Here is an 18,989-nt window from a genome sequence, read left to right as displayed (position 1 = left end):
TCGCGCACCGCTGGGGCACCCGCCGCACCGCCGCCGGCAAGGTCGTCTGGTGCGAGCAGATCGTCCCCGGCATCGACCCCGACCCGGTCGACCTCGACTCCAGCTGGCCCGGCGAGAGCCACCACCGCGAGTGACCGCCGTCCGGCGGGAGCCGGCCGCTAGTGCAGCAGCCACGCCGCCGTGCAGACGGCGACGGCCAGCAGGCCGATGAGGGCCTGCAGTTCGGTCTGGGCGAGCCAGCCGGAACTGTCGGCGTCACCGGGATGGTCCTCGGCCCAGTCGCGCCGTGAGCGGGACCAGCCCTTGGTCGGGTTGACGAGCATGCGGACGCCCAGGGGGACGATGACGATCCACATGAGGATCAACCACCAGGGGGGCCAGTGCATCACGCCATCCTGCCCCCACAATCACTTCTCGCGCCAGCGGGTGGTGATGGGGAGGCGGCGGTTGTGGCCGAAGTTCTTCGGGGTGACCTTGGGGCCGGGCGGGTACTGGCGGCGCTTGTACTCGGGGGGTGATGTAGCAGGCGAACGAAAAGTTCCGCTTAGCCGTTGAGGAGCAGGTTGGTAACTACGCCCGCGAGTTACACGGTGGTTGCCGGTGACCGTCACCGGTTCGGCAGCATGCACCCCAAAAGGCGGCCTGTTGTTTGCCTAACGGGCCTCTTCGCGCGCGAGGACGGCCAGGTCGACCGGTTCGACGGTGCGGGGGCGGATATCGATGCAGGCGAGCATCAGCATCTCCTCGATGATCGCCTGGAGGCGCTCGGTCGTGACGAGCGCGTCCTAAACGCCGCGGCGTGCGTCTGCCTCGGGGAACAGCAGTCAGGCACAGAAGACCAGTCGATCAAGGTCGAGGGAAGTCGATGGGGGGAGCCTCTCACCTGCAGAAACACCTTGGGGAGTCGCGGCGGGTCCGGGGGGTCCACCTACGGTGGCTCCTCATTTGGCTCCCCTGCGGCTCCCTGCAACGTGGGCGGTGCGCAACGACGAACGAGATCATATTCGGCAGCGGAATCCGCCGCAGGGTCAGTCGCCTTTGGTTCGTGTCGATGGAGTGGACTGCCAGACAATGCCGCCTCTCACCTGGATGAACACGGATGTCGGCGGTCGGATCCCAGCAGCTAGACACCCTGCGGATCAAAAGTCCGAAGCCTCATATCAGAGCAGCACTCTCAGGGGCATTCTATGCCGAGTCGTCCGCATGCAGCCCGTTCCCATGCTGGCGCGTGTCGCCGCATGCCGATCCGTTTCGGAACCGCCGAGCCGACAACGAGCCGACATGGGTGGTCGTTGATCTTGCTCCTACCCCCTGGCCGCTCCATCCGAGCTGCACGGACGGGTCTTTGGATGTGCAGACCGAGATGTGGCGCAGGCCGGTATGTCGTCGGCCTCGCCTGGTGGTCGGCTTTCGCTCGTCGCCGATGAGCATTGCCGGAGGTGCGTGGATTCCCTTCAGGAGAGCACCATCTGCGCGAGCGTGGTGAGCATACGAGCAGAGGCTGCCCGTGGCCACGTGGCCACGTGGCCACGTCCAGGGGACCCCCGGCGCGGGGATGCCCCCACTACGAGGCGCACACCGTCCCCGCCGATGACTGCTCCCCGCGCACGCGGGGATGGGGCATATCTCCGGGCGGGACTACCATCCGGGGGACGCGTCGAGCACGTTCACCCGACCTCCGGAGCAGCCGTGGCACCTGTCCCGTCGGACGCCATGTGGGAGAACCTCGGACGCCCGCACGGCCACCTCCGGACGATCGCCGACGCCGGGCTCAGGCGCAGTGCGATCCACGGGCGGGGGCTGTTCTCGACCCGGGCGCGCGCGGCCGGTGAGCGCGTGGTGACCCTGGACGGCCAGCGGGTGCGGCTGGACGACCTGCCGGAAGCGCTGTTCGCGCTCGAATGGAACGCGATCTCGCCGGAGGTGCTGCTCGTCCGGCCGCTCCGGACGAGCTACGGCTACATCAACCATGCGACCGAGCCGAACCTGGCGATCGCCGCCGATGGGGTGACGGTCTCGACCGTCCGCTCGATCGCGGCGGGCGAGGAGCTCACGCTCGACTACACGGCCCAGCCGCTCCCGCCCCGCTACCTGGACGCCCCGGAAGGCGCCTACCTCCGCCGCCCCGCACCCTAATGCCGCCCTCACCATAAGAACGCGCCGTGCGACAGGGCACGGCCTGAACCGGCCGAAGTCCCATGAAACAGGCGAACGCCCGATCATCTCGCGCCATCTCCGGCCAGACTCGATGGTGCTGGCCCTAGCGTCGAGCCCCCAGACATGGAGCGCCTATCGTGTCGGCCGTTTTCCTGTTCGTCTCACCGGCCGCACTGGACGAGCGGACCTGGTCCGACTGGAGGCGCATGACCAGGTCCGCGAGCTGGCCGCCGCCGGGCGCGGGCACCCGCTACGGTGAGGCGCCGCTGGCCGACCGGGGTGGCGCCCGCGCCGGGCTCGACCCGCTCGACCGCCTCGAGGGCGCCATCGCGGGGTCGCGATTCAACCCGGGCGTGATGCGGCGGCTACCGGAGTTCGCGCGGCGGGTCCGCGAGGCCTTCGACTGGGGGGCGGTCCAGGGCAAGGTGTCCGCGGCGGCGTGGGCGCTCGTGTCGAGCCGGGACGGCCTCGTCGTCGCGACCGCGGTCGCCGTGGACCTGGCGGCGGACGAGCTGGCGGCCCGGCTGGACCACGCCGAAGCTCGCCGCAGATTCGACGCCGCCGCCTTCGGGGGGCGGCCCGCCGCCGGCCTGAGCGAGGCCGCCGGCTTCGCCCGGGCCCTCGGCCTGCCCGTCACCGGGGCCGTGATCCGGCCCGAGGCCACGCAACTGCTCTGCCTCGTCGAGACACCGGACGCGCCGCCGACGCCGCTGACGCACATCCACGAGGAGGAGGAGGGCGACGCCCACAACGCCGCGGACGAGCTGGAACTGGCCCCGGCGCTCGCCTCGTACCTGCACGTCGGGTTCAGCTACACGACGGCCATGGGGAGCACGCTGCGGACGCTGCTGCTCCTGGCCCCGCTGGCGATCAAGACGCAGGCGCTCTGGTTCATGCAGCGCGAGCTGCGGACCCGCATCCTCGCGATCGACTTCGACCGCGTCCGGCAGGAGCGGCGGGAGACCGCCGGCCTGCTGCTCGCCTTCCAGCAGCTGCGCTTCGAACTGCACCTGTGGGACTCCGAGATCGAGGCGTACCGGAACGCGCTCGTGCCCTGGCAGGCGCGCGTCTTCGACCGGTACGTCGCCGGCTGGGGCATGCGCGAGAACCACGTCCGGCTCACCGGCCTGGTCGACCACGTCTGCGACCTGCTGCGCTCGTCCGCGGAGCGCTTCGACAGCCGCTTGCGGGCGCGGCAGGCCGACATCCTCGCGGTCATCGGGATCATCCAGCTCGTCGGCATCGCGAGCTCGGTCAGCGGCTACTTCGACCTGGCGGCGCTGTCGCACGCCCACGTGCGGACGGTCGCCCGCACCCCGGAGTTCGCCGCGTTCGTCTACCTACTGCCCGCCGTCACCGGCATCGTGATCATCGCGTTGATCGCGGCCGCCCGCCACCGCCGCTGGTGATGACCGGCGCTCGTGTGCGGTTGGCGTACCGCGCTGGCACCGGTACCTGATCGCGGCTCGGCAGGCCGCCCGATCCAAACCCAAGCGGCCGGGCCGCCCGCCGACCGTCTGCTCCATCCGCTTGCTGTTACTGCGCCTGGTGCGGGAAAACCCGAGCTAGGGCTACCGGCGGGTGCACGGCGAGCTGCTGGTGCTCGGCGTCGAGGTCGCGGCCTCCGATCTGGGAAATCCTCAAGAACGCCGGCATCGATCCGGCACCTGAGCGTTCCGCCACCACCTGGGCCGGCTTCCTGCGCTCCCAAGCCGGGGCACTGCTGGCGTGTGACTTCCTGGAGACCGCGCCACTCACCGGCACCCACATGTACGTTCTTTCGGTCATCGAGCACCACACCCGCCGCATCCGCATCCTGGGCGCCACCGCTCACCCGACCGCCTCGTGGGTGACCCAGGCGGCCTGGAACCTGGTCATGGACCTGGAAGACGCCGGCTGCCGGGCACGGTTCCTGATCCGCGACCGGGACGGCAAGTTCCCCGAGTCGTTCGACGCTGTCCTGGCGGATGCCGGAGTCCCGGCGGTGCCGACCGAGGTGCGGATGCCGAGAATGAACGCGGTCATGGAGCGGTGGGTGCAGACCTGCCGCCGCGAACTCCTCGACCGAGCGCTGATCTGGAACCAGCGGCACCTGCTCTACGTCCCCCGCGAGTTCGAGACCTTTTACAACGAGCATCGGCCTCACCAGGCATCGCCAACGCCCGCCCGTTGAAGCCACTGCCTCCACCGATCACCGAAAGTCCAGACCACCCACCTGAACGTCCGAAGAACGCAGCGTCTGGGTAGAGCCCTCAACGAGTACGAACATGCCGCTTGACCTGCACGGACGAGGTCTTCGGCAGGAACAACGCCGGCATCTCCATCCGCATCCGTGCGCATCCTGTAGCCGCGTCTCCGGACCCAGGGCCCGGCGGCGGACTGCAGCGGGTCATGTCCCGGCCCAACGTTTCGCGGCGGGCCCGCGACTCTTCGTGGACGGAATCTGGTGGCGAAATTCTGCGCACCCGATCGCCCGGAACCTGGAGTTGCCGTGGGGGCGGTCGGGCTTGACGAAATCTTCCTAGAGTTGGGCCAAGTGCTGTGGATGTGGTCGTTCCGGGGTGGGGAGGTCCCTTGCTGCGGGCCGCGAGTGCGTCGGCCATCCACTCGCCTCGAGCAACAAGAGGTCAGCCATGGGCAGGAACAAGAGAAGTAAACACCACGGGCCGACATGCCGAATCAAAATAGACCTGCGGGACATTCCGTGGGCCGGCGATCGTGAGACAGCGATCGCTGCGCTACTTCAGCGGCCGGGCGTGCTCGAAGCAGACGTCGATCCCGTTACGCGCAAGGCCGTGGTTATTCACGATGCGCACGCAGAAGTGTCCGAGCTGTGGAACTGGCTGGTCGAATGCCGCACACACGGCCAAGGCGGGCGAGGGGACGACGCGAGCGCGCCGTGATGGGCAGAGCGATCGTCGGGACAGCCAGCCTCTGATCCGATCGTTCCCCTCGGCGCCCAAAGCCAGTGACTCGGCCGCAAGCAGCAGGGCGTTGAGCCCGACCTACGGCCACCGGCCGTAGGTCGCGTCCGCCACGGCCAGAAGTCTTCCACTAACGGGGATGTGTCACAGTGTTGTCGGTGGAGGCCGGTCGCTGGGCGGCTTGCGGTTGATCGCGGGGCGGGCGGTGCCGCGTAGAACGTCCAAGCGCTCTTGATGCTCCTCGGCATTGATCTCGCCGCGGGCGTACCGTTCGGCCAGGATCTGCTCTCCGCTGGCAGAAGGATGCGGCGGCTGGGCGGGCGGTGTCTGCGTGCGGGAGGGGCTACTTCCGAGGAAGCGGACCAGCATGACGATCCCGAAGATCAGCAGCCCCCAGAACAGGACCATGCCGACGGCCATGAAGCCGTAGCTCCACCCGTTCATGTGATCGGAGTTCCAGAACATCATCGTGCGTCACTGCTTAGGGCTTGCGAGCGCCGAGCGCGCGGCATGATCGCGTATTGAGGCCGCGCGGCCGATCAGGAGGAGCCGTGGCCGCCCACGCCGCGCATCATGGGCGTCATCATCGCCAAGCAGCCGACGGCGACCACCAGGAAGCCGATGCTGACGACGCCGGTGGCGACGAGGGCGATCGCGACGGCCAGCATCGGGATGCAGCAGGCGATCATCATCCAGCCGTGACCCCCGTGATGCTGCGGGTCGTGGCCGCTTTCCGATCCGTGCGTGGAGGTACCGGCCGGCGGGCCATACGGGTTGCGAGACGAGGTCATGACTGCCTCCTCAGAGACCGCGACACATGGCCCAGCTTGGCGTACAACGGACAGTGCCCTTAGGAGTGTCGTCAAAGTGATCTTGAATCTTGGATCATGGTGGGGGTGATACGTCGCCATGAACTGTCCGATGCCGAGTGGGAACTTGTGCAGCCGTTGTTGCCCAGGTCCGTGCTGGGGCGGCCGCGTCTGGATGACCGGATGGTGCTCAACGGGATCGTGTAGAAGTTCCGCACTGGGGTCGCTTGGCGGGACGTGCCCGAGCGGTACGGATCGTGGGCCAGTCTCCATACCCGTTTCCGCCGGTGGGCGGCGGACGGCACGTTCGAGCGGATGCTCCAGACCACGCAAGCGCAGGCCGACGCGGGCGGTGACATCGACTGGCTGGTATCGGTCGACTCCACCATCGTCCGCGCCCACCAGCACGCCGCCGGAGCCCGAAAAAGGGGGCCCCGGCCCTGCCCTCGGACGGTCCCGAGGTGGACTGACCAGCAAAATCCACCTGGCATGCGACGGCTTGGGTCGTCCGCCCGCGTTCGCGCTGACGGGCGGGAGCACCAACGACTGCACCCAGTTCACCGCCGTGATGGACACGATCCGGGTTCCCCGAATCGGGCCGGGACGACGCCGGATACGGCCGGACCACGTCATCGGCGACAAGGGCCACAGCTCCAAGGCGATCCGTACCTGGCTGCGGAGGCGGGGCATCGCGCACACCATCCCCGAGCGGGCCGATCAGGTCGCGAACCGCCTCCGACGGGGAAGCGCCGGCGGCCACCCGCCGGCGTTCGACCGGGATTTGTACAAGCGGCGCAACGTGGTGGAGCGGTGCTTCAACCGGCTGAAACAGTGGCGTGGCCTAGCCACCCGCTACGACAAGACCGCCGAGTCCTACCAAGCCGCGATCGCACTCGCCTCGCTCCTGATGTGGGCGTGATGTCCCGACGACGAGCGTCCGGTCCTCAAAGATGAAGTTCGGTCTCCCATGCCTCGAACGGCGGCTCGACCCGATAGCCCGGGTCGCAGCACCCCCGGATCCACTGCGCGACCCGGTACTGCGCATCCCCGTCATTCAGCACCATGCCGTCTGCGTCAATTTGCAGCACATTGCCGTAGATCGCGAAGACCTGCTCCAACGACGAGCCGGAGTGAAAGACGGTCGAGCGGTAGTCGAACCCATCGAGCAACTCAACATCGATGGTGCCGTTGGCCAAGTAGAAGGCGAACAGCCGAAGCGAAGCGCGCACGTCGACAGAAAGATGTTCCACGCACGCATCATGCACGACCGCCGCACCGCCTCAGCAAGATCTTTTGACGACACGGCCTAGCAGCCGCGGTCGGAATGATGGATCAGGCCGCCCCCCCGGGCGCCGGGCGGAAGGTGGCCGGTCGCGGTTGCGTTGCCACAGCGCCATCTCCAGTGCGTCGAGACGCAGGTCGGTGCGCAGGTGGTCGGCCAGTTGCCAGCCCACGATCCGGCGGGAGAAGACATTCAGTACGAACGCCACGTACACCCAGCCCTGACAGGTGCGTACGTGATGTCGGCCAGCCGCAGCTGGTCGGGCTGGTCGGCGACGAAGCGCCGGTTGACCAGGTCCGGCGGCCGCGGCGCGATCTCATCGGGCACCGTGATGCGGCTCTTGGCGCCACGGCGCACGCCCTCCAGGCCGTGCTCGAGCATCAGCCGTTCGATCGTGCACCGCGCCACCTGCACGCCCTGCCGGCGCAGCTGCCGGTGCACCCGCCGGGCGCCGTAGACGCCGTAGTTGGCCCGGTAGACGTCTTTGATCTGCTCGATCAGGACGGCGTCGCGCTGGGCGCGTGGCGAGGGCGGGCGGCGTTTGCGGCCGTAGTAGGTGCCGGGCACAGGTCCAGGACCCGGCAGACGGGCTCGGCCCCGAAGCGGTCACGCAGGTGGTCGACCCCCATGACTACTTCGTCCGGCTCTGGCCGAGCTCGGCGGCGAAAAGCGCGGAGGCCGCTTTGAGGATCTCGTTGGCTCGCTTGAGCTCGGAGTTCTCCTTGCGGAGTCGCTTGGGCTCCTCACCATCAGCGCTGGTGAGCTGCTCAGGGCGGTAGCCGGCCTGGCCTGGGCCTGCCGGACCCAGGTGCGCAGGGCTTCGCGGTGAATGCCCAGATCGGGTGCGATCTGAGCGATCGGGCGGTCCGACTCCAGCGCCAGCCGCACGGCCCGGTCCCCGAAGTTCCTGGGGGTATTTGTGTGGTGCTGCCATCGACGGTCATTCTCCTCCCCGCCAGCCGAGATCATGACCGGCTTGAAAAACTTCACCGAACCCGGGGCACCTCAAATTGGCCGCACGCCGCGCGGCGTTCGACGCCGGCCACCTCGTGGTCGTCGCCCTGCCGCGGTCGCGGACCGCTTTTCAGGCTGGCGTAGCCGGCGGCCGCCTGACCGCCCGCGTCCTCCACCAGCTCGCCCTCGACGCCGACTTGGTCGGACGGTGCAGCCTCCGTCTCCGCACACCCTGCGGCACGCCTTCGCGACCGGACAGGCACGCACCGTGTGGGAAGTCCCACCAATGAAGGCGGGCCGCTGATGCGGCGCTCTGTGAGGGGCGCAGGTCCTCATTTCGGAGAGGGCCATCGGCGATTTCGCTCACGTTCCGCTCGGCTGATTCGTTCCGTACAGCGCCCACCTGTTGACGATGGGTCACATGGTGCCCGTGAGCAGCAAAGATGCTCGACCACTCTTTCGAGAAAGTAGTTGAAAATGTGACTGCCGGGCAACTTGGGGTTGCCGAGGTCGTTGGAACGTGCGAATAATCTTGATCAAGCATCGCGCACTCGTGAACGTGCGCTGATAATGCGAATCCGACTGAGAAGGGGCATCTCATGTCATCGCGTGGTTTCACCGTCGGGCTGGTCACGTCCGGGATTCTGGTCGGCGGCCTCATCACCGCATCGAACGCTTCGGCTCAGACTCCGTCGCCGGGGCCGGGCAAGGTCCAGGCGAAGCACCACATCACCTGCGGATGGTGGGCGGGCCCCACGGGGATCGCGAAGGGTACGCCGTGGTCGCCCAAGAAGGGCCAAGTGCGCGGCTACGCGCTGGTGCGCTGTTCGGACAAGCTCGATGAGGCGCACACCGAGGCCCAGATCCAGTACCTGTCCGGTACGAAGTGGAAGAACGTCGGCTCACCGAAGGTGAGCTACAGCACCGGGACCCGCAACGACGACGGCACGGTCTCCATCTATGTGCTGGCCGTCAAGAGCATGCCCAGCGGCAGCCACAAGTACCGCACGAAGATGAACCACTTCGGCCAGCACGGCAACATCTGGACGCTGCCGACGCACTACTCGCCGACTCGCTACCTGCGGAACTAGTAGTGCCTGGAGGACTTCCGTCCTCGCGGCCGGCCTGCGAGGTTCACCCTCGCAGGCCGGTCCGGACGGTGAGCAGAGCCTGTGTCGTCTTGGCGATGCTGGCCGTTCTCGCGTCGGCTTGTGGTGACCGGCACTCTCCGTCCTTGGACGACAAGCTCAAAGACGCCGGTTGGGTCAAGGATCCTGTCGCCGACGAAGACCAACCGAGTGTTTCGGATATCAGCCCGAATTCGTGTCGGCGTCTGTACGACTTGCTGGGCGACCAGCAACGCAAGCCGGACATGACAGCGGGGTTCAGTGACAGCGGCAAGTCGCTCTTGTGGGTGAAGGCCTGGTCGCAGAAGGGAGGCGGTCCGGACCCGACCACGATGCGTCGAGAGGCAGAGCGGTGCCCGACGATGCGCATGAAGTACGAGTCGGCGACCATCGTCTATGCCATCCGCGTCGATCAGGCATCGCCTCGCACCACCGTCCTGCACCTGACCGCCACTGACGATTCCGGCGCGCGGGTCAGTGACATGCTCGTGGCGGGTGCGTTGAAGGGGATGGAGAGCCGGTTCATCCGCCTGGTCAACTCCGGTCGACTGACCGCTGCGGAGCGACGGGCGTTCATGACGAGCGTTCGGTACGAGACCTCGCTCACCTGATCCCGTTATCCGGCGATCGCTCGTCAGCGGATGCGGACATGGGGCTGCCGTTGGCGGGGACGGGCCTCCCATTGAGGTGGGGATTCTGCTCGGAACTGAGCCTGCACCTCACAAGAATTGGGTTCTTTACGCGATGTCTAGGACGCGTCCGGCGGATCACGCGTTGATCCAGAGCAGTGTTCGGTCCGAGCAAGTCGGCGTAGGTCGGGTGACGGTGGCTCCCCTTTTGGCTCCCCATCGACCTTCAAGATCGAAAAAGGGCTCCGGAGTGATCCCCGAAGCCCCTCTGACCTGGCCTTTCTCTGTCGGGACGGCGGGATTTGAACCCACGACCCCTTGACCCCCAGGCACAGCAGACCACTCGATCAAGGTCGATGGGGGGTCGATCGGGGAGCTTCTCACCTGCGAAAACGCCCTGGGGGAGTCGCGGCGGGTCCGGTGGAGTCTGGCCACGTTGGCTCCCCGATTGGCTCCCCTGCGGCTCCCCGTAATCTGGGAGGCGATCTACGACGGGCAAGATCATAATCTGCTGTGCGGGCCGCAGGAGCGGCCAGTCGTCGTTGGTTCGTGTCGATGGAGTGGTGTGTCGAGCAGGACCGTCTGCCACCTGGATGGATGCAGATGCTGGTGGCGAGCGGCTCCCGGTCGGTCGACACCCCCCGGATTAAAAGTCCGAAACTGTCGCATCAGCGCGGCCCCGTCAGGGGCGGCCTGCGTCGATCTGCCCGACGTGGGGGCACGGGCGGATCCAGGGAGAGTTGGCCCGTCTGGGGTACGTGATTGCGGCGTCGGCGGTGTGGGAGATCCTGCACGCCGCCGGTATCGGACCCGCGCCTCGTCGGGCCGGGCCGACCTGGCGGCAGTTCCTGGCCGCGCAAGCGCACGCGATCATCGCCTGTGACTTCCTGGTGGTGGAGACGGTGCTGCTCAAGCGGCTGTATGTGCTGCTGTTCATCGAGCACGGCACCCGCAGAGTGCACCTGGGCGGGGTGACCGCGTGCCCGACGGGGACGTGGGCGGTGCGGCAGGCCCGCAACCTGTCCATTGACCTGGCCGACCGCATCGGCACGCTACGCCTCCTCATCCACGACCGCGACCCGGTCTTCACCGGCGCCTTCGATGAGGTGTTCAAAGCCGAAGGCGTCCGGATCATCAGGACCCTTCCGCGGACGCCGCGGATGAACGCTATCTGCGAACAGGTGGTCGGAACCCTTCGTCGCGAACTGCTGGACCGGGTGTTGATCCTGGGGGAGCGGCACCTGGTCTTGGTGCTCGGCGAGTACCTGGATCACTACAACGGCCATCGGCCGCAGCAAGCCCGAAACCAATGCCCCCCGGAGACCGAAGCCCAGCCTGTCGTCACGGGCGTGATCAACGAATACCATCACGCCGCATCACTACAGCTCAGGCCACGTAACTCAATAATCGAGCGGCACAGCATCGGCGCGCCCTGCGGTTCGTCGGAGGGAGCGGCCCCCGAGGTCGTCGCCGAACTGATCGAGGGGCTCCTCCGGGACGCCGCTCCGACCGGTATTCCGGTGCCGGGCTGGCCGCCACCTATGCCGGCGGTGCCTCTCGAAGCGCGCGGGTGAGTATCGCCCCTATGTCGCGAGGTGACGTCCGCACGGCGCCCGGAGTTATCCCGTGTGCGGGTTGCGCTGGAGGGCGAGGCGGGGCATCGGAGGTCGACGCTTCACCCGATGCGGGCAAGCGGTCAATCGTCCTGATCGCGGAGCAGTTCGCGCAGGATCTCCTCGTCGTCGGGATCGAGGGCGCTCACGAACCGGCGGAGGACCGACGCGCGGTCGGCCTCGTCCGACAGCAGGCGTTTCATACGGGACGCGGTCAGCGCCGCCGCGTCGGCCACGGCCCGGTAGCGAAAAGCGCGTCCGTGGCGGCTGCGGACGACGGCTCCCTTCTTGTGGAGGCGGGTGAGGGTCGTCACCACCGTGCTGTACGAGAGCCCGCCCCCCGGACCGAGCCGATCCAGAACCTCGCCGGTCGTCAGGAAGCCGCCGGCCTCGACGAGCACGGTGATGATCTGGGCCTCGAGTTCCCCTGGGCGCCTGCGCGGTGGAGGGGGGCCGGGGGCCTTCGGCGTCATCGTACGAACTGTAGCCACCCTGCACTCGGGAGTCGCGCGCCGGTGTCAGACTGATCAACAGTCCTCAACGTCAGGAATGATCGTGTTCGATCACTTCGTATGGTCCGTGCTCGTCATACCGGCCGCGGTGATGGGCATGGCGGCCCTGCTGGCCGACCGCCTGCCGCCCGCCGCCGGCGTTGCCGCGCTCACGTGGTCGGCCGCCGTGGCGGCGGTGGCGGCCCTCGTCAGTCTGGGCGCCTTCACGGTCAAGGCCGCGGGCGAGGTGCCCTGGGTCGCCGCTCGATTCGGCTTGTCGCAGCGCACGATCGTGCAGGACACCGCGCACGAGCGCTGGGTCTCCTGGGTGTCGGTGGCCATGCTGGCCCACGCCGCCGTCGCCACCGTACGGGTATGGCGCAGGCTCCGTCGCAGCCGGGAACTCGTCTGCGAGATCGCCGAGCTTCCCGGCCTGGAGCAGGTCGTCCTCATCGAGAGCGACGAGATCGGCGCGTTCGCCGTTCCCGGCCGTCCGGGGCGGATCGTCGTCACGACCGGTATGCGCGCCGTCCTGGACGACGATCAGTTCGCTGTGCTCGTGGCGCATGAACGTGCCCATCTGGAGGCCGCTCACCCCCGGTCGATGCTCACGGCGGAGCTGGCGGGTGCGGTGCATCCGGCTCTGCGCTGGGTCGCGCACCGCGTCTCCTACCTGATCGAGCGCGCGGCCGACGAGCGGGCCGTGGGCACGGTCGGGGACCGGCGAGCAGTGGCTCGTGCCATCGGAGCCGCCGCCCTCGCCGCCACCCGTCGGCCGGTGGACGAGTCATCGCTCCGACTCTCCTTCGCCAGGGCCGTCCGGCCCGGGGAGGTTCCGCGGCGTGTGGCCGAGTTGCTGACACCACGCCGGTCCCGGTACCTGACCTGGCCGGCGATCGTCCCCTTGCTGCTGGCGGCCGGCTCGATGGTGTGGGCGATGGAGGCGGTGCGCGACCTCTGCCAGTTGCTCGCCTTGGCCGGCACTGCCCGTCCGTGACCCCGGCGGTGGTCGGCTCCGTCGTGTTGACAGGACGAGTTCCTGCTCGTCAAGCGCGGTCTGTATCCCGGGCCTGTACAGGGTTTTGGTTCGGGGGTACGATCCGGGGTCGTGATCCGGTGGGGCGCCGACGTCGATATCGATTCACCGGATATCGCCGGTGCCATTGCCCGCCTTGTTCCCTGTCTGCGTGAAGGCGGATTCGACGAGAGATCGGCGGCCCGGGTTCTGGGGGCCAGGGATATTGATGACCTGCTGCGGCGTTCGGCGTTGTATGCACTCGGATCGTATGGGCGGGTCGCTGAACTCGTTCGCACGTCCGAGGGGATGCTGACGCACCTCTTCGTCCGCAACGGGGATGTCGAGCGCCATCAATACACCAGCGTGCTGGGCCGGGACCTGCGGGTCATTCTCGAAACCCTGGACATGGTGGAGTTGGGGGATCGGGTCAGACCGACCGTCTCCGTGTCCCCTCATTCAGGGATGTACTTCTTGTCTGATCCGTTGTTCTCCTGCGTGGGAGAGCGGCCGGTGATGAACCTGAATCCCGACCTTGTCATGCCGCCTCATGCCAGCAGCCTGGTGATGCGCCGGGAGGTCTCCGGCCGCGGTGGCCGTCTGTTGGACGTCGGTACGGGTTCGGGCTTTCTCGCCCTGACCATGGCGGCCGATCACGAGTCGGTCACCGGGATCGACATCAATCCGCGGGCAGTTCTCTTCGCGAAGGTCAACGCGCTCGTGAACGGCCGGGCGGGCGACTTTCGGGTGGCCGGGTTCGAGGACGGGCTGGACGGTCACGATCATGTGGTCTTCAACGCGCCCGGCCGTCCGCCCCGGGACCGCGCCGGGGAGTCCGGCCCGTTCACGGCCGAGTCGATCGTGCGTGAGCTGGGCAGGACCCGGCTCAAAGCCGGCGCGCTGGTGCAGGTGCTGATCATCGTGCCCGTGCCCCGGGGGCGTCCGGACATCGTCGCGGAGTGGCTGGACGGCCGGGACCACACGGTCACCGAGGTCGACGCCCCGATGTTCGCCATCCCCGCGACCGCCATCGTGAAGGGGCGGATACCTGCGCGGTGCCTTCTGGTGGACGGTCCGGACGACGCCGGACAGGTGCTGCGGCAGCTGCACGGAAAAGGCATCGACAGGGTGGTTCCCCTGCTGCTTTCCATCCGCGGTTGACGCGTGATTTTTCTCGCCCTGCGCTAAGTGGTCGGACGGATCGTGATCCGATGGACCTTCGTTGGAGCCTCGGTGGCGGCATAAGGGGCCGACTGTGGCCGTGCAGCCAAAGAAGTACGCGGCCGGGCCCGTAGTGACGATCGCGAACTCTTAGTGGCACCTTAGGCATTCTTAGGTGCGTGCTCGCGGGCGGGCGCGGGAGGCCGGGGGGAACGGCGATCAAGCCGGGATCTGACCGAGAGCGGATGCCTTTCGGTCGCTAGCCTGCGGTCATGGTCGTTCGATCGCCGAGAGGGGGCGAGTTCTGCGACGAAATGGGTCCGATGTGTGGCGCCGTGGAGTTAGGATAGGCAAACCTGATCTCGCGTTGAGTGATACGCGTGTGACGCTCTGCGGCTGGTGATCAAGGCTTGTTGGGGTCATTCCGGGTGGCTATCATCCGAAATGATCATCACTGGAACGCCGCGCGGTGCCGGTCGGAGGGAGAGTGGCGATGCACTTTCTGATTCTGGGCAATCTGAAGGTGGAAAACCTGGGAAAGCGCATCTCCATCACGGCACCCAAGCAGCGGGCGGTACTGGCGGCCCTGCTCCTCCAGGCGAACAACGAGGTGCAAATAGAACGGCTCATCAGATTCGTGTGGGACGGGCGCCCCCCGGTGACCGCGCAGACGACCCTGCAGTCCTACATCTACCGGTTGCGCCAGCTGCTGCGCCCGCTGTCCGGGGTCGAGCTCAAGACCAGCACCGACAGCTACATGCTCAGCGTGGACTATGCCGAGACCGACCTCTGGTACTTCCGGCAGCAGGTCGACACGGCGCGGGCGATGGCCCGAAGCGATGACAAGGCGGACGCCGCGCGGACCTTCCGGAGCGCGCTGGACGTCTGGCGGGGCAGCGCGTTCGCCGGCATTCCGGGTGAAACGGTCCAACAGGAGGCGCGCGTTCTGGAGGGCGAGCGCATAGCCGCCTACGAGGAGCTCTTCAGCGCCGAGCTCGACCTCGGGCGGCACCGGCAGATCATTCCCGAGCTGCACAAGGCGGTCTCGGCCTATCACCTGCACGAGATCTTCCGCGCGCAGCTCATGCTCGCCCTCTACGCGTCCGGCCGGCAGGCGGAGGCGCTGCAGAACTACGCGATCATGCGGCGCCGGCTCTCCGAGAACTTCGGCATCGAGCCGGGCCGGGAGCTCCAGGAGCTGCAGAAGTCGATCCTCAGGCAGGTGCCCGCGGCCGAGCTCAGCAATCCTGTATGGAAGGCCCGGATCCACTGACGGGTCTGGGCGGCTCGCCGCGTTCGCGTCGCTGGGCGGCCTCCTTTCCGAGCGCTCCGCTCCGCTCGTAGGCCGTCGCGGCGGGCGGTCTCGTCGAGCGGGCCTGATGCTCTGTACGGCGCCCGTGTCCCCGGTTGAGGGGGCGCGGGCTTCTTCGTGTTTTCTTGTCATCCGTTCCCGAAGCCCCGGGGAAGGGTTCTTCAGGCGCCTGAAAGCGCACCCAATGTGTTTCGGTGGAGTGCCGATAGCGCGGGTATGGCGGGGTAATAGTATCGCTTGTCGCGAGACTCGGGGTATGTAACCATGACGTCGGATCCAGGGGCATTCAAGAATGCTCCGAAGCCGGAGAAAGAAAGGTGGTGGCCGGTCGCCCGAGTCCATGACGGATCAGCTCCGACTCTGACTGGCGGTGTTGGGTCTCCAGCGCCCGGTGAAGAGTGCGAATTAGCGTTCGCAAGGCAGCGCAGAGCATGAAACACGTGCGGATGTCGATGTCGAAGTCAACCGGGCTGGCGGGTTTCGATCGTCGAGTCGATTGTAGGGAGAGGATGTGTTGCGGCATGGACAGGCTGGAGATCGACGCGGCTGAACTGCGTGAGATCGACCGGCTCCTCGACGAGGCGGAGGGGGAGCTGACCGACCTCGATTCCGACGAGGCCCTCCAGTGCGCCACGGTGCTGGCGCACCGGCTTCCGGCGCGGATCAGGAGGTGCCTGAACGAGTTCCGGCTGGAGCGGATGTCGGGGGTGCTGTGCATCTCCGGCTACGTCGTCGACCAGGAGCGCCTCGGGGCGACGCCCGCCCACTGGCGGGAGCGGGAGGGGAACTCGCGCGCCCACCGGGAGGAACTGCTCCTGGTGCTGTACGGGTCGTTGCTCGGCGACCCGATCGGATGGGCCACGCAGCAGGACGGGCGGCTCGTCCACGACGTCGTGCCGATCCGCGGGCACGAGCACGAGCAGCTCGGCTCGAGCAGCGAGTCGTTGCTGACCTGGCACACCGAGGACGCCTTCCATCCTCTGCGCGGTGACTTCCTGGGCTTCGCGTGCCTGCGCAACCCGTACGCCGCGGCGACGACCGTGGGCTACGTCGACGCGCTCGACCTGCCGGCGAGCGTCAGGGAGGTGCTGTCCGGCGAGCGCTTCAGCATCCGCCCCGACGAGTCGCACCTGCCCAAGAACAACTCGCAGCCGGCGGAGGAGGCCTTCGAGCGCGTCGAGGAGATGCAGCGGTCTCCCGAACGCGTCGCCGTCCTGTTCGGCGACCCGGACCGCCCCTACATCAGGGCCGACCCGTACTTCATGGGCGTGGCGGACCGCGAGGCGCAGGCCGCGCTGGACGAGCTCACCAAGTCCATGGACGAGCTGATGTTCGACCTGAGGCTGGAGAGCGGCGACTTCTGCTTCCTCGACAACTACCGGGTCGTGCACGGCCGCAAGCCGTTCACGCCTCGCCACGACGGGACGGACCGGTGGCTCAAGCGCATCAACGTCGCGAGCGACCTGCGCAAGTCGCGGGCGGCGCGGGTCGGACGCGCCATCCGGTGAATTCGACGCATGTGGCTCCGTGGGGCCCGGATGGAGCCTGTATGGCGTCCTCTTGTTCGGGTTTCCGATGCTGTGTGAGCATGGGCGCTGCCTGAAGGAGAAAACCCTATGGACGACCCTCGATTTCTTCGGTCGAATGTGATTATCGAGCCGCTGGTCGACAGTTTCTATGCCTGGGCTCACACGGTCGCCCCCGTGCAGGCATCGATGAATCTGGCATTTCTGCAAGTGCCGATGCTCGAGTCGTACCTGCAGGCGCCGCAGGTGCACGTGGCGGCGAGCAGTAATCCGGATCTGCGCGGCGGCTATTTCGTCAACGTCGCCGAGGAGCGCAGCGGCGAGATCCGCGAGCTGCTCGCCTCGATCAGGCGGGACCGGGCGGACATGCTGCGGTTCGCCGAGGCGATCGCGCAGGCCGAGGACCTGGTCCGGCAGGAGGCCACCGGCTTCGACCTCACGCCCCTCTACTCCAAGCTGCCGGCCGAGCTCAACGGCCTGGTGGAGATCGCCTACGACACCGGCAACCAGGCGTCGCTGCGCTTCATGGAACCGCTGGTCTACAAGAGTCCCGCGTACACCGAGGCACGGCAGTCGGTCCAGCTGTCGCTGGAGCCCGGCCAAGAGCGCCCGTTCATCCTCAGCACACCGCGGCTCGCGTCTCCGGACGTCCTCGACCTGGCCATCCCGTTCCGGCATCCGGGACTGCAGAACCTGTTCCAGGCCCGCATCCGCCCCACCACCACGGCGGCGCTTCGGGAGGCACTCGAACTGGAGGAGTCACAGTTCGCCCTGCTCGACGGGCTGCTCACCGGCGAGAGCTCGCTGCGTCCGGACCGCCACATCGAGTCCGGAGGCCGTGTCCGCTACTACGGACACGCGTGCCTGGCCCTGCAGTCGCCCCAGGCGGCCATCCTCACCGACCCGTTCATCAGCGCCGACTGCGACGCGAGCGGCCGCTACACCTACGACGACCTGCCCGACCACATCGACCTGGTGCTCATCACGCACGGGCACCAGGACCACATCGTGCTGGAGACGCTGCTGCAGCTGCGCGGCCGCGTGGGCGCCGTCGTGGTGCCGCGCTCGTCGCGCGGCAACCTCTGCGACCCGTCGCTGAGGCTCTACCTGGAGCATCTGGGGCTGCCGGTCGTCGAGGTGGACGACTTCGACGAGGTGGAGTTCCCCGGCGGCAAGGTCACCGCGACGCCGTTCCTTGGCGAGCACGCCGACCTCGACATCCGTGCCAAGTCGACGTTCTGGGTCGAGATGGCCGGCCGCAGGATCTTCGTCGGAGCGGACTCCTCGGGCATCGACCCGGCGCTCTACCGCCATGTACGCGAGCACCTGGGAACGGCCGACATGGCCTTCCTCGGCATGGAGTGCGACGGCGCCCCGCTCACCTGGCTCTACCAGGCACTGCTCACCCAGCCCATCACCAAGAAGATGAGTGACTCGCGCAAGCTGTCGGGCTCGAACGCGGCCCAGGCGGGCGCGATCGTGACCGAGCTCGGCGCGGGCGAGGCCTACATCTACGCCATGGGCGAGGAGGACTGGCTCGGCCACGTCATGGCCACCAGCTACAACGACGAGTCCTACCAGCTCAAGCAGATCGACGAGTTCATGACCTGGTGCGCGGACAACGGGGTGAAGGCCGAGCACCTGCTCGGGCAGCGCGAGTGGCGCTGGTAGGGCCCGAGCACCACGCCGCAAGGCGCGCCCCACGACCAGGCGCACACCACGACCAGGCACCCCCACGACCAGGCGACGACCGAGGGAGAGTGACGTGCGGACGGTGAGCTTCGACTTCGAATCGCCCGAGGCGCGATTCAAGGTTCTGATCAACGACGAGGAGCAGTACTCGCTGTGGCCCGGTGACCTGCCGGTCCCCGGCGGCTGGAAGGAGACGGGGGTGCACGCCTCCAAGGAGGAGTGCGACGAGTACCTCCGCGCGACCTGGACCGACATGCGTCCGAAGAGCCTGCGCCTGGCGCTCGACGGGGAATGACG

20 protein-coding genes and 3 pseudogenes are annotated in these 18,989 nt (G+C 67.7%); 15 read left to right on the top strand and 8 right to left on the bottom strand.

Annotation, left to right across the window (positions count from 1 at the left end; genetic code table 11):
* Positions 1 to 158: 158 nt before the first annotated feature.
* Entirely contained in the window at positions 159 to 386 is a 228-nt protein-coding gene (locus J4557_RS41430) for a hypothetical protein (protein WP_208272310.1), read from the bottom strand.
* A 1,303-nt stretch (positions 387 to 1,689) separates the two neighbouring features.
* On the opposite strand from J4557_RS41430, the gene J4557_RS41425 reads away from it, so the two are divergent.
* The 4 genes from J4557_RS41425 (at position 1,690) to J4557_RS41410 (ending at position 5,060) form a co-directional block, all read left to right on the top strand.
* Entirely contained in the window at positions 1,690 to 2,136 is a 447-nt protein-coding gene (locus J4557_RS41425) for an SET domain-containing protein-lysine N-methyltransferase (RefSeq protein ID WP_208272309.1), read from the top strand.
* 158 nt (positions 2,137 to 2,294) lie between these two features.
* The gene (locus J4557_RS41420; protein WP_208272308.1) at positions 2,295 to 3,566 is read left to right on the top strand and encodes a hypothetical protein; all 1,272 of its coding nucleotides are present in this window, start codon (positions 2,295 to 2,297) and stop codon (positions 3,564 to 3,566) included.
* Positions 3,567 to 3,925: 359 nt separating this feature from the next.
* On the top strand, positions 3,926 to 4,330 hold the full coding sequence (locus J4557_RS41415; RefSeq protein ID WP_208272307.1) for an integrase core domain-containing protein: 405 nt from the start codon (positions 3,926 to 3,928) through the stop codon (positions 4,328 to 4,330).
* A 460-nt stretch (positions 4,331 to 4,790) separates the two neighbouring features.
* Entirely contained in the window at positions 4,791 to 5,060 is a 270-nt protein-coding gene (locus J4557_RS41410; RefSeq protein WP_208272306.1) for a heavy-metal-associated domain-containing protein, read from the top strand.
* 165 nt (positions 5,061 to 5,225) lie between these two features.
* Here the strand turns inward: J4557_RS41410 and J4557_RS41405 are convergent, their stop codons facing one another.
* Together J4557_RS41405 and J4557_RS41400 are read right to left on the bottom strand one after the other, a co-directional pair.
* Positions 5,226 to 5,549, bottom strand: a complete 324-nt coding sequence (locus tag J4557_RS41405; RefSeq protein ID WP_208272305.1) for an SHOCT domain-containing protein — start codon at positions 5,547 to 5,549, stop codon at positions 5,226 to 5,228.
* Positions 5,550 to 5,620: 71 nt separating this feature from the next.
* Complete coding sequence (locus tag J4557_RS41400) at positions 5,621 to 5,872, bottom strand: hypothetical protein (RefSeq protein ID WP_208272304.1); 252 nt, start codon at positions 5,870 to 5,872, stop codon at positions 5,621 to 5,623.
* A gap of 108 nt (positions 5,873 to 5,980) precedes the next feature.
* Here J4557_RS41400 and J4557_RS41395 point away from each other — a divergent pair.
* A pseudogene (locus tag J4557_RS41395) lies at positions 5,981 to 6,809 on the top strand (IS5 family transposase).
* 25 nt (positions 6,810 to 6,834) lie between these two features.
* On the opposite strand, the gene J4557_RS41390 reads toward J4557_RS41395, so the two are convergent.
* Genes J4557_RS41390 through J4557_RS41380 form a run of 4 tightly spaced genes read right to left on the bottom strand, consistent with a single transcriptional unit; the run spans position 6,835 to position 8,141 of the window.
* Complete coding sequence (locus J4557_RS41390; protein ID WP_208272303.1) at positions 6,835 to 7,140, bottom strand: DUF7677 family protein; 306 nt, start codon at positions 7,138 to 7,140, stop codon at positions 6,835 to 6,837.
* Between the two features lie 30 nt (positions 7,141 to 7,170).
* On the bottom strand, positions 7,171 to 7,380 hold the full coding sequence (locus tag J4557_RS52335) for a hypothetical protein (protein ID WP_372442581.1): 210 nt from the start codon (positions 7,378 to 7,380) through the stop codon (positions 7,171 to 7,173).
* Entirely contained in the window at positions 7,365 to 7,739 is a 375-nt protein-coding gene (locus tag J4557_RS41385) for an IS3 family transposase (protein ID WP_208272302.1), read from the bottom strand. The genes J4557_RS52335 and J4557_RS41385 overlap by 16 nt, the downstream gene beginning before the upstream one ends.
* Before the next feature lie 39 nt (positions 7,740 to 7,778).
* On the bottom strand, positions 7,779 to 8,141 hold the full coding sequence (locus tag J4557_RS41380) for a transposase (protein WP_208272311.1): 363 nt from the start codon (positions 8,139 to 8,141) through the stop codon (positions 7,779 to 7,781).
* A 584-nt stretch (positions 8,142 to 8,725) separates the two neighbouring features.
* Here J4557_RS41380 and J4557_RS41375 point away from each other — a divergent pair.
* From J4557_RS41375 to J4557_RS52330, 4 genes and pseudogenes are all read left to right on the top strand, one after another.
* The gene (locus tag J4557_RS41375) at positions 8,726 to 9,217 is read left to right on the top strand and encodes a hypothetical protein (protein ID WP_208272301.1); all 492 of its coding nucleotides are present in this window, start codon (positions 8,726 to 8,728) and stop codon (positions 9,215 to 9,217) included.
* Positions 9,218 to 9,360: 143 nt separating this feature from the next.
* Entirely contained in the window at positions 9,361 to 9,864 is a 504-nt protein-coding gene (locus J4557_RS41370; RefSeq protein WP_208272300.1) for a hypothetical protein, read from the top strand.
* A 776-nt stretch (positions 9,865 to 10,640) separates the two neighbouring features.
* Positions 10,641 to 11,189, top strand: a pseudogene (locus J4557_RS41365) (integrase core domain-containing protein); the annotation flags it as partial.
* Positions 11,190 to 11,314: 125 nt separating this feature from the next.
* A pseudogene (locus J4557_RS52330) lies at positions 11,315 to 11,389 on the top strand (hypothetical protein); the annotation flags it as partial.
* Positions 11,390 to 11,578: 189 nt separating this feature from the next.
* Here J4557_RS52330 and J4557_RS41360 read toward each other — a convergent pair.
* Positions 11,579 to 11,968, bottom strand: a complete 390-nt coding sequence (locus J4557_RS41360; RefSeq protein WP_208272298.1) for a BlaI/MecI/CopY family transcriptional regulator — start codon at positions 11,966 to 11,968, stop codon at positions 11,579 to 11,581.
* Between the two features lie 136 nt (positions 11,969 to 12,104).
* On the opposite strand from J4557_RS41360, the gene J4557_RS41355 reads away from it, so the two are divergent.
* The 6 genes from J4557_RS41355 (at position 12,105) to J4557_RS41330 (ending at position 18,987) form a co-directional block, all read left to right on the top strand.
* Positions 12,105 to 12,983, top strand: coding sequence for a M56 family metallopeptidase (locus J4557_RS41355; RefSeq protein ID WP_208272297.1), 879 nt, complete (start codon positions 12,105 to 12,107; stop codon positions 12,981 to 12,983).
* Positions 12,984 to 13,094: 111 nt separating this feature from the next.
* On the top strand, positions 13,095 to 14,162 hold the full coding sequence (locus J4557_RS51970; RefSeq protein ID WP_208272296.1) for a methyltransferase: 1,068 nt from the start codon (positions 13,095 to 13,097) through the stop codon (positions 14,160 to 14,162).
* A 493-nt stretch (positions 14,163 to 14,655) separates the two neighbouring features.
* The gene (locus tag J4557_RS41345; RefSeq protein WP_208272295.1) at positions 14,656 to 15,435 is read left to right on the top strand and encodes an AfsR/SARP family transcriptional regulator; all 780 of its coding nucleotides are present in this window, start codon (positions 14,656 to 14,658) and stop codon (positions 15,433 to 15,435) included.
* A gap of 560 nt (positions 15,436 to 15,995) precedes the next feature.
* Positions 15,996 to 16,982, top strand: coding sequence for a guanitoxin biosynthesis L-enduracididine beta-hydroxylase GntD (gene gntD / locus J4557_RS41340; protein WP_208272294.1), 987 nt, complete (start codon positions 15,996 to 15,998; stop codon positions 16,980 to 16,982).
* A 108-nt stretch (positions 16,983 to 17,090) separates the two neighbouring features.
* Positions 17,091 to 18,671: an MBL fold metallo-hydrolase gene (locus J4557_RS41335; RefSeq protein ID WP_208272293.1), complete on the top strand. Its 1,581-nt coding sequence runs from the start codon at positions 17,091 to 17,093 to the stop codon at positions 18,669 to 18,671.
* A 94-nt stretch (positions 18,672 to 18,765) separates the two neighbouring features.
* On the top strand, positions 18,766 to 18,987 hold the full coding sequence (locus tag J4557_RS41330) for an MbtH family NRPS accessory protein (RefSeq protein WP_208272292.1): 222 nt from the start codon (positions 18,766 to 18,768) through the stop codon (positions 18,985 to 18,987).
* Positions 18,988 to 18,989: the final 2 nt, after the last annotated feature.

The organism is Actinomadura nitritigenes (assembly GCF_017573545.1).
GTDB lineage: Bacteria > Actinomycetota > Actinomycetes > Streptosporangiales > Streptosporangiaceae > Spirillospora > Spirillospora nitritigenes.
Note: the sequence above shows the minus strand (reverse complement) of the source record. Positions and strands in the feature narration are given on the sequence as shown.